This window comes from Mesorhizobium sp. BHscii, from assembly GCF_053848065.1.
Genome location: NZ_JBSPKW010000001.1, coordinates 1 through 12,668, shown reverse-complemented (window position 1 = coordinate 12,668; position 12,668 = coordinate 1). Strand labels below are relative to the sequence as shown.

12 protein-coding genes and 1 pseudogene are annotated in these 12,668 nt (G+C 63.0%); 7 read left to right on the top strand and 6 right to left on the bottom strand.

Features of this window, described 5'->3' with window-relative positions; genetic code table 11:
* Positions 1-74: 74 nt before the first annotated feature.
* The 3 genes from ACWTU7_RS00065 to ACWTU7_RS00055 all read right to left on the bottom strand — a co-directional run bounded on the left by ACWTU7_RS00065 (position 75) and on the right by ACWTU7_RS00055 (position 1,857).
* Positions 75-371, bottom strand: coding sequence for a DUF1905 domain-containing protein (locus tag ACWTU7_RS00065; protein ID WP_029354315.1), 297 nt, complete (start codon positions 369-371; stop codon positions 75-77).
* A gap of 57 nt (positions 372-428) precedes the next feature.
* A complete protein-coding gene (bluB, locus tag ACWTU7_RS00060; protein ID WP_455837257.1) occupies positions 429-1,064 on the bottom strand; it encodes a 5,6-dimethylbenzimidazole synthase in 636 nt (211 codons plus the stop codon).
* A gap of 97 nt (positions 1,065-1,161) precedes the next feature.
* A complete protein-coding gene (locus ACWTU7_RS00055) occupies positions 1,162-1,857 on the bottom strand; it encodes a glutathione S-transferase family protein (protein WP_455837256.1) in 696 nt (231 codons plus the stop codon).
* Between the two features lie 91 nt (positions 1,858-1,948).
* Here ACWTU7_RS00055 and ACWTU7_RS00050 point away from each other — a divergent pair, with 91 nt between their 5' ends.
* On the top strand, positions 1,949-2,461 hold the full coding sequence (locus ACWTU7_RS00050; protein ID WP_455837255.1) for a DinB family protein: 513 nt from the start codon (positions 1,949-1,951) through the stop codon (positions 2,459-2,461).
* 100 nt (positions 2,462-2,561) lie between these two features.
* On the top strand, positions 2,562-3,350 hold the full coding sequence (locus ACWTU7_RS00045; RefSeq protein WP_455837254.1) for a GGDEF domain-containing protein: 789 nt from the start codon (positions 2,562-2,564) through the stop codon (positions 3,348-3,350).
* Between the two features lie 86 nt (positions 3,351-3,436).
* Here the strand turns inward: ACWTU7_RS00045 and ACWTU7_RS00040 are convergent, their stop codons facing one another.
* The 3 genes from ACWTU7_RS00040 to ACWTU7_RS00030 form a co-directional block, all read right to left on the bottom strand.
* Positions 3,437-3,739 (bottom strand): DUF982 domain-containing protein, encoded by a 303-nt coding sequence (locus tag ACWTU7_RS00040; RefSeq protein ID WP_029354304.1) that lies wholly within the window; start codon positions 3,737-3,739, stop codon positions 3,437-3,439.
* Between the two features lie 157 nt (positions 3,740-3,896).
* Positions 3,897-5,978 carry an ATP-dependent helicase gene (locus ACWTU7_RS00035; protein WP_455837253.1) on the bottom strand — a complete coding sequence of 694 codons (2,082 nt, stop codon included), beginning with the start codon at positions 5,976-5,978 and terminating at the stop codon, positions 3,897-3,899.
* A 101-nt stretch (positions 5,979-6,079) separates the two neighbouring features.
* On the bottom strand, positions 6,080-6,250 hold the full coding sequence (locus ACWTU7_RS00030; RefSeq protein WP_084831665.1) for a hypothetical protein: 171 nt from the start codon (positions 6,248-6,250) through the stop codon (positions 6,080-6,082).
* A 150-nt stretch (positions 6,251-6,400) separates the two neighbouring features.
* On the opposite strand from ACWTU7_RS00030, the gene ACWTU7_RS00025 reads away from it, so the two are divergent.
* The 5 genes and pseudogenes from ACWTU7_RS00025 (at position 6,401) to ACWTU7_RS00005 (ending at position 12,405) form a co-directional block, all read left to right on the top strand.
* The gene (locus tag ACWTU7_RS00025) at positions 6,401-6,586 is read left to right on the top strand and encodes a hypothetical protein (RefSeq protein WP_029354302.1); all 186 of its coding nucleotides are present in this window, start codon (positions 6,401-6,403) and stop codon (positions 6,584-6,586) included.
* Between the two features lie 395 nt (positions 6,587-6,981).
* Positions 6,982-8,859: an ATP-binding cassette domain-containing protein gene (locus ACWTU7_RS00020; RefSeq protein ID WP_455837252.1), complete on the top strand. Its 1,878-nt coding sequence runs from the start codon at positions 6,982-6,984 to the stop codon at positions 8,857-8,859.
* Positions 8,860-8,907: 48 nt separating this feature from the next.
* A complete protein-coding gene (locus ACWTU7_RS00015) occupies positions 8,908-11,016 on the top strand; it encodes a molybdopterin-containing oxidoreductase family protein (protein WP_455837251.1) in 2,109 nt (702 codons plus the stop codon).
* A 126-nt stretch (positions 11,017-11,142) separates the two neighbouring features.
* A pseudogene (locus ACWTU7_RS00010) lies at positions 11,143-11,771 on the top strand (DUF2270 domain-containing protein).
* A 364-nt stretch (positions 11,772-12,135) separates the two neighbouring features.
* Positions 12,136-12,405: a DUF680 domain-containing protein gene (locus ACWTU7_RS00005; protein WP_128344974.1), complete on the top strand. Its 270-nt coding sequence runs from the start codon at positions 12,136-12,138 to the stop codon at positions 12,403-12,405.
* The last annotated feature ends 263 nt before the right edge of the window (positions 12,406-12,668 follow it).

The window sequence follows — 12,668 nt, the reverse complement described above, 5'->3', positions numbered from 1 at the left end:
GCCCGCCGGCTTGCCAAGGGGAGGCTGGCCCTAGCCGCCGCATAGCGTGTCGCCGTCAGCCAGAACCAATGTTGTCATAACTGCATCTCGATCGTCAGGTTGGCCGTGTCGCCAGCCCGAAGGCCTTCGCGGACCCGGACCGCCGTCTTGATCGGCAAGAGCAGGCTGCCGGACTTCTTGTCAGGAAACAGCGATGTCCGCCATCTGGTCTGGCCGATGATGGCTTCCACGCCAAGCGAGCCCCAGGGCCGTGCCATCCCCGCCGTCGCCGTCTTGATCCGTGCCCCAAGCTCCGGCGGCAGCGTCACGAAATGCCAGCCGCCCTTGCCTGGATAGACCCAGATCTCAGCCTGCACGTCGTAGCGAAACATTTTGGCCCTTCCTCAGATTAAGGCCGTCAAGAGGAGATTGGCAGCGTTGCCGTTGCACTACCGCCTTATCACGATCGAAGCGCGCCGAATTTCCCAGCCTTCCCGTTCCAGTTCCGGCACGCTGTGGTTCTCGCGGGGATAACCGACGCAGAAGTAACCGATCAGCGTCCACTCCGGCGGCGCGTCCAGGATCGTTGCCATTTCGGCCGGATCGAGAATCGAGACCCAGCCCATGCCTATTCCTTCCGCGCGCGCCGCCAGCCAAAAGGTGTGGATCGCCATCACCGCCGAATATTCGATGGTCGCGGGCATGGTCAGGCGGCCGAGCCCATGTCCCTGTTCTGTCGCGCGGTCGGCGAAAACCGCGAATTGACAGGGCGCCTCGTTCAAGCCGGCGAGCTTCAGGCGTGCATAGAGCGCGGCGCGTTCGCCGTCGAATGATGCGAGCGCCTCTGCATTGCAGCGCTCGAAGCATGTCCTGACCGCGGCGCGGCATTCCGCACTCTCGACCATGACGAAACGCCAGGGCTGGCTCAGCCCGACCGAGGGCGCAATGCTGGCGAGGTCGAGCAGCCGCTCCAGAGCGCCTTCCGGAAGCGGCGTCGGCTTGAATCGCCTGACGTCCCGCCGCCACAGGAAGAGGTTGCCCAACTCGGCGCGAAAATCGTCCGGGAATTCCGGGCCTGACGTCATGGGGTCGTGCTGCCTTTGTTAGGGGAGTAGGGGAGTAGGGGAGTAGGGGAGTAGGGCAGTAAGTCATGGCGCTGCGCATACCTACTGCCTTACTGCCCTATGCGGCAGCCGCCGCCACCTTGCGGCCGAGGCCGCCATGCAAATCGAGGCAGCGCTCGAACCACTGCGCCACCACATCGCTGTCGTCGAGCAACCGGTAGGGTGAGGCGATGCGCGCCCATTGCAGCGCGCCGAAGACGATGTAGTCGGCAAACAGCGGTGATTGGCCGCCGATGAACGGCTGATAGGCGAGCATCGAGCGCAACGGCTCCAGCGAGGCGCGGAAGGCGCCAAGGCCGAGGTCTCGCGCCGCCATCACCTCTTCCAGTCTCTTGCCGAAGCGCTGCTCGCGGCTCTGGCGGAAATAGGCGGCGTTCGGCTCATCCTGCATAGCGTGGAGGTCCATGATCGCCGCGGTGGTGACATAGGGGTGGATGGTCAGTTGCGACCAGCGTTCGATGAAGCGCGCCATCGCCTTGCCGCCGTCGCCGGAAAACAATGTCGGCCGCTCGGGATAGGCCTCATCGAGATAGAGCGCGATGGCGAAGGAATCGGCGACCACCTTCTCGCCGTCGCGGATCACCGGAACGAGTTTCGAAGCGCCGCCTTCGACAGTGGGCACTTCGAGAAAACGCGTCGGCACGGTTGAGATGTCGACCCCCTTGTGGGCAAGCGCCATCGTCGCCTTCCAACAATGTGGGCTGAACGGACGGGCGGCATCGCGTCCGACGAGGTCATAGAGCAGAATGGTCATTGGCGGCAGCTTCCTTGCGGTCTACTAGAGCGACGTTTCGGGCCGATGCGGTAGGCACCCGAAACGGGGTCTCGCGGGTCGGGAGAAAAAGATGAAACAGCACTTCATGATGTTTGCGGCCTACAATCAATGGGCCAATAGCCGCATCTACGATGCCGCCGCCGATCTCGACGAGGAAGAATTTCACCGCAATGTCGGGGTTTTCTTCGGCTCGATGATGGGCACGCTCAACCATGTTCTAACTGCCGATCGCATCTGGATGAGGCGCTTTACCGGCGAGGGGGACGCGCCGGCCAGGCTCGACACGATCCTGCACCGCGCCCTGCCGGGCTTGCGGCTGGCGCGCGAGGCCGAAGACAAAAGGATCATCGACTGGGTCGGGGCGTCAAGCGACAAGGCCTTGTCCGGCCGGTTCTCTTACATGACCGTCTCCGACATGCGCACCGTCTCGCAGCGATTGGCGCCGGCGCTTGATCATTTCTTCAACCACCAGACCCATCACCGCGGCCAGGCGCACGCGATCCTGACCGTTCTCGGCCGGCCTTCGGTGCCACTTGACCTCACGCTGTTCCAGCGCAGCGAAGAGGGCCGCGCCTTCGCCTGATTTGGATTATCCGGATCGATCACGATCGAATTGAAGCAAAGTCTTAGGACTTCATTCGTGTTCCCGCTTCAAAATAGCCTGCCATAGCGGGAGCAATGGCATGCGGATCGATTTTTCTCCCACGAGTTGGGGCAGGGTGGTGGCCGTCACCGTTGTCGGTACCGCGGTCTGCATCGCCGCCGCCTTCTTCGTCGATTCCTTCAATTTCCCGTATCTGTCGCCTGAAGCGCTGTGGCGGGCGAAACTCACCGATCTGCTGCTGCCGCTGGTGCTGGCCGGTTCGTTCCTGTCTTTCCTGATGTGGAAAATGCGTCAGCTGGCAATCGCGCAAAAGGAACTGACAATTGTCGCGGCGACCGACAGCCTGACAGCGGTGTTCAACCGCGGCGCGTTTTCAATGCTTGTCGAAGCCTATCTCGAGCAAGCTCGCAGCCATTCTGTCGCCAGCTCCGGCGCCTTGCTGATTGTCGACGCCGACCATTTCAAGTCCGTCAACGATCGCCTCGGCCACGACTGTGGCGATCAGGCCCTCAAGCTGATCGCCAAGACCATTCAAGACCAGCTGCGCGGCGCCGACATCGTCGGGCGAATTGGCGGTGAGGAATTCGCAGTCTTCCTTCCCGGCGCCGACCCATCGCATTCCTGGCTGGTCGCGGAGGGGATACGGCGCCGTATCCGCGAGGCGGATTTTTCCCCGGGCGGGCAACCCTGTCCCCTCTCGGTAAGCATCGGCGGCGTCGCCTTCAGCGGACCGACCACCTATGCCGACATGTTCGTTGTGGCGGATAAACACCTCTACAGGGCTAAATCAAACGGCCGCGACCAAGTCAGCTTCGAAGCAGCGGCATTGAGCGGTTTGCCGAACGGCGACCTGATGACGGTCCATTGAGGGCCGCGCCTGATACCCATGTCGGAAACCCGTCGAAGACGAATAGCATCTTCGGCGGGCCATAGTCGCAAAAGAGGCCTAGCCAGTCATGCGGCGTATCCGCCCTGGCCCCGCGCGACCGGCTTGACCGAGACTGCCGGTTGGGCCGAAGGCCAGAGAATGCCTGCCGCCGCCGCGAAGGTGATCATGGCATCGCGCGCCGCTTCGGGCGAGATCTCGCCGGCGCGTGCCGCCTCGCATGCCTTCACCGCCGCGCCATAGCTCAGGCGTCGCCGCGATGGCGGGAACTCGGTCAGGAACTCGTGCATGTCGAAGAGCGAAGCGATTATGCGCTTGTGGCCGGCGCCGACGGTAACGGCGACGGGGGTGAAGAGCATCGGGTCGTGCATTCTTGCCTCTCGAATTGGGCGGAGGTGACGGCGGACGCCGCTCTCCGATCTGAATCGGACGCCCAGAAACGCGGATTGCGGCATCAGGTTCCATGTTGCCGAGATTTGATTTTCGCCACCAAGCTCCGCCGCATGAGCGGCGTGCCGAAGAGGCAGCCTATTTCCACATGTCACGCATGCGGGCGCCAAGGTCGACGCGCACTTGCGGCTGGCGGCGCGGATCGTCCTTGGCCGGGACGCTCGCCCATGATGTCTGTTCGAAGGCGCCGAGGATCGAGGCCGGGATGAAGCGGGTGCGCGAGGCGTAAACGTGGCGATCGCCGCGCGCCGCCTGGCCGTGGACGAAAAAGCGCTGCGGCATGACCAGGTGCAGACCGTCCTTGGCCCGCGTCATCGCCACATAGAGCAGGCGGCGCTCCTCGTCGATATCCTCCTTCGAGCCGACGGCGAGATCGATCGGGATGCAGCCGTCGACGGTGTTGAGCACGAAGACGTTCTTCCATTCCTGGCCCTTGGCCGAATGGATGGTCGACAGGATCAGATAGTCCTCGTCGCGATGCGGTGGCCCGGCCTCGTCGCTGGTTGCATCCGGCGGATCGAGCGTCAGCTCGGTCAGGAAACGCTCGCGCGAGGCATAGCCCGAGGCGATCTGTTCGAGCTGCAGAATATCGGCCCGGCGCGTCGTTGCGTCCTCGTGGATGCGGTCGAGATGCGGCTCATACCAGAGCCTGACCTGTTCGAGATCAACAGGCCATTTTCCCGACCCGGTGCGAAGCTGCGAGAACAGCGCGACGAAGCCCGGCCAGTCGTCGGCGGCGCGTTGCGGCGGCCGGTAGCGCGCCAGCCCCATCGTTTCGTCGAGCGAAGTCGCCATGGTGTCGACGATCTGCGAAGCCGCCGAAGGGCCGATACCGGGCAAAAGCTGCAGCACGCGAAAACCGGCGACGCGGTCACGCGGGTTTTCGGCGAAGCGCAGCACCGCCAGCACGTCCTTGACATGGGCGGCGTCGAGGAATTTCAGCCCGCCGAACTTGACGAACGGGATGTTGCGGCGCGTCAGCTCGATCTCCAGCGGCCCGCTGTGGTGCGAGGCGCGAAACAGCACGGCCTGCGCTTTCAGCGCCGTGCCGGCCTCACGCTCGGTGAGGATAGCCTGGCAGACGTAACTCGCCTGCTCGGCTTCGTCGCGAACGCTGACCAGCCTCGGCTTTTCCGCCGATTTGCGCTCCGACCAGAGGTTCTTGGTAAAGCGCTCCGAGGCCTCGCCGATCACCGCATTGGCGGCGGCCAGGATGGTCTCGGTCGAGCGGTAGTTGCGCTCAAGCATGACGATCTCGGCCGGCTGCGCGAACTGTTTGGGGAAGTCGAGGATGTTGCGCACTTCCGCCGCTCGAAACGAATAGATCGACTGCGCATCGTCACCGACCACCGTCAGCCCGGAGCCGTCCGGCTTGAGCGCCGTGAGGATCGAGGCCTGCAGCCGGTTGGTGTCCTGGTATTCGTCGACCAGCACATGGTCGAAGCGCCCGCCCAGATGCGCTGATATCTCCGGCTCGCCGGCCATCTGCGCCCAGTAGAGCAACAGGTCGTCGTAATCGAGCACGTTCTGCGCCTGCTTGGTCTCGACATATCGGGCGAACAGCGTCTTAAGCTGTTCTGCCCAACTCGCGCACCAGGGAAACACCGAACCGAGAATCTCGCCGAGCGGCGCCTGCGCGTTGACGGCACGCGAATAGATCGCCAGGCACGTGCCCTTGGTCGGAAAACGGCCTTCGGTTTTGGAGAAGCCGAGTTCGTGCCGGGCGAGGTTCATCAAGTCGGCCGAATCCTCGCGGTCATGGATGGTGAAGGCCGGATCGAGGCCGATCTCCGGCGCATAATCGCGCAGCAGCCTGGCGCCGATGCCGTGAAACGTGCCGGCCCAGCTCAGCGCATCGGTGATGATGGAAGCGTCTCGGCCGAGCACCTCGCCGGCGATGCGTTCGACCCGCTTGGCCATTTCCGATGCGGCACGACGCGAAAACGTCATCAAAAGGATGCGCCTGGGGTCAGCGCCCCTGACGATCAGATGCGCGACGCGATGCGCCAGCGTGCTGGTCTTGCCGGAGCCGGCTCCGGCGATCACCAGTAGCGGCCCGGCGACCTTGCCGTCGCCATGCTCGACGGCAAGGCACTGCTCGGCATTCAGCTTCGCGAGATAGTCAGGCCGGAAGGTCGAATCACGGGCAGCGAGGTTCATTGCCCATCAAGCATCGTTTCCGCTTTGTTCGCAACGGTTTCGACGCGAAAGTTGCGATCGATGCGTCCGTTTCTACTGGCGCACCAGCCGATGAACTGGACTTAGCGCTCGGGCTCTACGCCCATTGCCGCCGACTGCCGCCGCAACGACTTGTCGTCATCGGGAGGCGGCAGCAACAGCGGATCGAAGTCGTCGGGCACCTCGTCAATGATTTCCCTGACTATACGGTAGGCCACGTAGACGGCGGCACCGGCTATGAGCAGACGGATCATGATTTTCTCCATTGGTGTGGACCAACCGAAGAGCCCGCGTTTTGTTCCTCGCTCTCTCGTTTTGTTCCCCGCTTTCCGAACGCCCCGAGCTCTGCCTGAGTGTGCAACCAAATCGGCACCGTCTCGTTTGCCCGATGACAGGAGGTTGCGATGAACAAGCTCTCAATTTTGCTGGCCCCGACCTGGCTCGTTTTGGCGGCAGCGCTGGCTGTCGCGGCTTGCGATAACAATATCCCACCGACAAAGGCCCCCGGCGCCGATCAAAACCCGCAAGTCGACCCTGCACCCAAGTCCACGTCAGGCGATGATCAACCCGGCACGCCGCCGGCGCAGTGATGGAACGCAGAAAAAGCGGCCGGCGCCGCTTGGGAGGGGGCGATGACGCCGGCCAGGCGGGTATCAGGTCCGCCGCATACATAGAGATAGCTGAGTCTTGCTGTTGCGTCATGGGGCGATCGCGGAAGACGACCGCGTTGGACAGTCAATCAACTGACAAATGTGACAAAACTGCCATTTTCAGATGCGAGAAGCCGCTGCTCGCAAGGCCGCGTCGTCGCAGCAGGTTCCCGGCCCAACCCGGGGCTGGCTCTCTGGTCCGGTGAGGCCGGCGATCGGATCTTTCCTCCCGCGGCATCAGGCAATCTGCCGCCGCCGGCCATTTTCATGCCTTATGCGGCCAACCGGCGCTCAAGCTCTTGCGAAGCGCTGACGTCCCGTGCAAAAGCGCGGCCATGCTGATCATTAACGACCTTTCGCTCCGCATGGCTGGACGCCTGCTTCTCGACCATGCCTCGCTGACCTTGCCGGCCGGCAGCAAGGCAGGCCTCGTCGGCCGCAACGGCACCGGCAAGACCACTTTGTTCAAGGCGATCACCGGCGACCTCGCCTCCGAGACCGGCTCGATCAGCCTGCCGAAGAACACGCGCATAGGCCAGGTGGCGCAGGAAGCGCCCGGCACCGAGGAGCCGCTGATCGAGATCGTGCTCAAGGCCGACCTGGAACGCTCCGCATTGATCGAGGAGGAAAAGTCGGCGACCGATCCGCACCGCATCGCCGACATCCACATGCGGCTGGCCGATATCGACGCCCATTCGGCCGAGTCGCGTGCCGCCACCATCCTCGCCGGCCTCGGCTTCGACGACGACGCCCAGCGACGGCCAGCCTCCTCGTTCTCCGGCGGCTGGCGCATGCGCGTCGCACTCGCCGCAGTGCTGTTTGCCGAGCCCGATCTGCTGCTGCTCGACGAGCCGACCAACTACCTCGACCTCGAAGGCACGCTGTGGCTGGAAAACTACGTGTCGAAATATCCGCACACCGTACTTCTGATCTCGCACGACCGCGACCTGCTCAACCGCGCCGTCAACTCGATCGTCCATCTCGACCAGAAGAAGCTGACTCTCTGGCGCGGCGGCTACGACCAGTTCGAACGCCAATACACCGAGCAGCGCGAATTGCAGGAGAAGGGCAGGGTCAAGCAGGAAGCCGCGCGCAAGCACATGGAATCCTTCGTCGAGCGCTTTCGGGCCAAGGCTTCCAAGGCGAGACAGGCGCAGTCGCGCATCAAGGCGCTGGAGAAGATGAAGCCGATCGCCGCAATTGTGAACGACAACGTGCGGCCGTTTTCCTTTCCCGAGCCGGTGAAGACGGTCGCCTCGCCGATCATCGCGCTGAACAACGTCAATGTCGGCTATACCGAGGGTCAGCCGATCCTGAAGAAGATGACGCTGCGCATCGACGCCGATGACCGCATCGCGCTGCTTGGTGCCAATGGCAACGGCAAGTCGACCTTCGCCAAGCTTCTGTCGGGCCGGCTGAAGCAGGAGACCGGCACCATGACGGTGGCGCCCGGGCTGAAGGTGGCGATCTTTGCCCAGCATCAGCTCGACGATCTCCGGCCGAACGAAAACGCCTATGAGCATGTCCGCCGGCTGATGCCGGAAGCGCCGGAATCGAAAGTGCGCGGCCGCGTCGCCCAGTTCGGCCTGACCACCGAAAAGATGAACACCGCCGCCAAGGACCTGTCGGGCGGCGAGAAGGCGCGACTGCTGATGGGCCTGTCGGCTTTCGAGGGCCCAAACCTGTTCATCCTCGACGAACCGACCAACCATCTCGACATCGACAGCCGTGAATCGCTGATCCATGCGCTGAACGAGTTTCCCGGCGCCGTCATCCTGATCTCGCACGACCGCCATCTGCTCGAGGCAACGGCCGACCGCCTATGGCTGGTCAAGGATGGGACGGTCAATCCTTTTGACGGCGACCTCGATGACTACAAGACGCTGGTCACCGGTGTTTCCGGCGACCGCCGCGGCAAGCGCGAAGCCGAAAAAGCCTCGAAGGCCGACCGCCGCCGCGACGCGGCCGCACGCCGCGCCATCTTCGAGCCACTGGCCAAGGAAATCCGCGCCACCGAAGCGCTGATGGACCGCATCCGTAAGCGCATCGACTTGATCGAGGACGAACTCGCCAACCCAGCGGTCTATGAAAAGGACCCGTCGACGGCGACACGGCTGGCCAAGGAGCGCTCGCAACTGGCCCAGACGCTGGCCGCCCATGAGGAAAAATGGCTGTCGATGTCGGCGGAATACGAGGAAGGCACGGCGGAGTAGCGCCATCTGGCCCTACACGCCGCCGCCATAAACGGCTAGTTTGGCCCTATGAATCAGCACGCCAAGCTCAGGATCGGCCATTCGGCCTGTCCGCATGATTGCCCTTCGACCTGCGCGCTCGAGGTCGAGCTACTCGACAGCAAGCGCATCGGCCGCGTCCATGGCGCAAAGGCCAACACGTATACGTCAGGCGTCATCTGCGCCAAGGTCGCCCGCTATGCCGATCGCGTCCATCACCCCGACCGCTTGTTGAAGCCACTGATCCGCGCCGGCGCCAAAGGTGAGGGCGTCTGGAAGGAAGCGAGCTGGGAGGCCGCACTCGACCTCGTCGCCGAAAAATTCATTGCGGCCGAGGCAAAATGCGGCTCGGAGACGGTCTGGCCCTATTACTATGCCGGCACGATGGGGCTGGTGCAGCGCGACGGCATCGAGCGGCTGCGCCACGCGAAAAAGTACTCCGGCTTCTTCGGTTCTATCTGCACCAATCTGGCTTGGACCGGCTGGATGATGGGCGCCGGGGCGTTGCGCGGTCCCGACCCGCGCGAGATGGCCAAGTCCGACTGCGTGGTGATCTGGGGCACCAATGCCGTGGCCACCCAGGTCAACGTCATGACCCACGCGATCAAGGCGCGCAAGGAACGCGGCGCCAAAATCGTCGTCATCGACGTCTACGAGAATGCGACGATGAAGCAGGCCGATCTCGGCCTGGTGCTGAAGCCCGGCACCGACGGCGCGCTGGCCTGCGCGGTGATGCATGTGCTGTTCCGTGACGGCATGGCCGACCGCGCCTATTTGGAAAAATACACCGACGACCCCCACGGTCTGGAAGCGCATCTTCGGACGAGGACGCCGCAATGGGCGGCTGATATTACCGGGCTTTCCCTCGACGAGATCGAGGCCTTTGCCCGTCTCGTCGGCACGACGAAGAAAACCTATTTCCGCCTCGGCTACGGCTTCTCGCGCCAGCGCAACGGCTCGGTCAACATGCATGCCGCAGCCTCGATCGCCGCGGTCACCGGCTGCTGGCAATATGAGGGCGGCGGCGCCTTCCATTCCAATTCGGGTATCTTCAAGCTGAACCAGGAACTGCTGGAAGGCGCGCGGATGCGCGACCCCGCGATCCGCCATCTCGACCATTCGCGCATCGGCCCGGTGCTGACCGGGGCGGCGGATGCGCTTTATGGCGGCCCGCCGGTGACGGCGCTGCTGATCCAGAACACCAATCCGGTCAATGTCGCGCCGGAGCAGCGGCTGGTGAAGCAGGGCTTTTTACGCGACGACCTGTTTTCCTGCGTGCACGAGCAGTTCATGACCGACACCGCAAAACTCGCCGATGTCGTGCTGCCGGCGACGATGTTCCTCGAGCATGACGATGTCTACAAGGGCGGCGGCAACCAGCACATCACGCTCGGTCCGAAGCTGATCGACCCGCCGGAAGGGCCGCGCACCAACCATTTCGTCATCGAGGAACTCGGCAAGCGGCTCGGTGTTGGCGACAGGCCTGGCTTTGGCATGACCGAGCAGCAGCATATCGACATCATTTTGGGCAAGCGCGGGCTCGGCAGTTTTTCGAGCCTGAAGGAAGAAAAGTGGCTCGATCTCCAGCCGGATTTCGAGGCGGCGCATTTTATTGACGGCTTCGGCCACGCGGACGGAAAATTCCGCTTCCGCGCCGACTGGACCGGGCAGGCGGCGCCTAACCGGCCGCCGAAAAGCATGGGCCTGTTCGGGCCGGTGGCAAGCCTGCCGGAATTCCCCGACCACGTCGACCTGATCGAGGTGGCGGATGCGGCGCATCCGTTCCGGCTGACCACCTCGCCGGCGCGCAATTTCCTCAACTCGACTTTTTCGGAGACGCCGGTGTCGAAGGCCAAGGAGGGCCGGCCGGAACTGCTTTTGCATCCGGATGATGCGGCAGCCTATCGGCTGGCCAATGGCGACCGCGTCGAGATCGGCAATGCGCGGGGCGAAGTCGTGCTGCACGCAAGATTGTTCGACGGCATCAGGCGCGGCGTCGTAATCGCCGAAGGTATCTGGCCGAACAGCGCCCACGAGCGTGGCGAGGGCATCAACGTCCTCACCGGCGCCGACGCGCCGGCGCCCTATGGCGGTGCTGCGTTCCACGACAACAAGGTCTGGCTGCGCGCGGCGAAGTGAAGCGTCGGAACCGACATATCCATCCGGTCGTTTTTGCGTGGGCGGGTGGAGGTATGGTGATGGCAGAAGCGTTGGCGGCGCCACCCCATCGGAAGGACACTTTCGTCCGGTGAACTCGTAACCACGATGTCGCACTTTCATCGCGCCGAGATTCTGCGCATGACGGGATGGCGCGACCGCCTGGACCGGACGAGCAATGGGCGATAACGGTCGTCGCGGCGATGTTGTCCGTCTCGCTTTCGACGGCCAGCGCGCATCACGGCGTGCTGCTTTTTGCCAAGCTGCTTGTCTTTGTTGCTGCTGTGGATAGAAGCGCGGCGGTATCGCCTCTTCGACGTTTACCGGGCCCGCGTGCGCCAGTTCGAACGGCACTATTTCGCGCAGATATTCTCGCCGCAGCCGGACTTCGCGTCCGATTGGCTGTTGGTCGTCGGCGAAAGCCTGCGCACTCCAAAATTCCTCATTTCGCAACGAGCGGCGTTGGCGCGCCGTCTGCGTCGAAACTACATCCGCATGCTGCTGATCCTGCTGATGGCCTGGATCCTGAAACTGTCGACTCCCGGTCTTCTAACCGAAGGTGTCCGCATCGGCTTCGTCGGTCGGTGCGCGAGGCCGTCACCAGCGCCGCCCTGAGGCCTATTTCGGGCGTGGTCATCGCCGTGCTGGTCGCCGCACTCTATGCCTGCCTGCTGGTCATCGCGTTCCTGGGTGCTCGCGACGATGGCGAACTCTCCTTTGGTGACGTGCACGTCTAGAGCAGCAAGGCAAAGCCGGTAGATCTGCGAATTACATTTGTGCATCAGCGGAAATCGAACCGATCGGTTCGTTTCCTGTTGACGCGCCGTGCAGGACGGTGTGAACGCCGGCTCAGCAAATACCGTGCACCCGCGGCAGGAAAATTCGCCTAACACATTGAAAAAGATGTCAAAGATTGTGGCGAAGGAAGCCTTTTGGCGGATTTCAAGCACCCGATTCACGGCATGGCCGGAACATCTTTGTGATTGGAAACCGCCCCAATGCCAACCCACCTTGGGGTAGTCCGAGCGACGCGAAATCCTCCCAAGGCACGCCACGAGACGGACACAACACTGAAAAATATGAAATACTGGAGTACCTGAAATGACCAAGATTGCTCTTACCGCTGCCGCCATCCTCATTGCCACAGGCAGCGCCTTTGCCGGCAGCGACCACTATGGTTCGGACGGCGTCAACCAGCCGGCAGCGCCCGCTGGCAATGCGCCTGTTGGAAATGTCGACGACACGTTCACGGGTTCGATCGGCAAGCTGCTCCCGACCGAGCACAACGCTGTCAACACCAATGCGACGCCCGAGTCCGGCACGGCCCAGTCCGTCGTGCCTCAATCAGGCCGGGGCAACTGGGGCCGCTAAGCCCTCAAGCTCCGGAGCGCAAAGTGCGGCGGGCCTTGGCCCGCCGTTTTGCTTCTGCCTATCAAGAAGTCTCAGCCTAAGCACCCGCCCCGTTTTTTGCACGCGCATAGGACGCTGCAGCATTTAATTTTGCGCATGATCCTTTCCGAACCGAAGGACAGCGAAGCAAAAAATCAATTTCGATTTTCGGGCCCATGCGCTAGAGCGGGATGAGATTTGTAAGAGTCGTGGGATTCCCAAATCATCGCAGTTCTGATTCAACA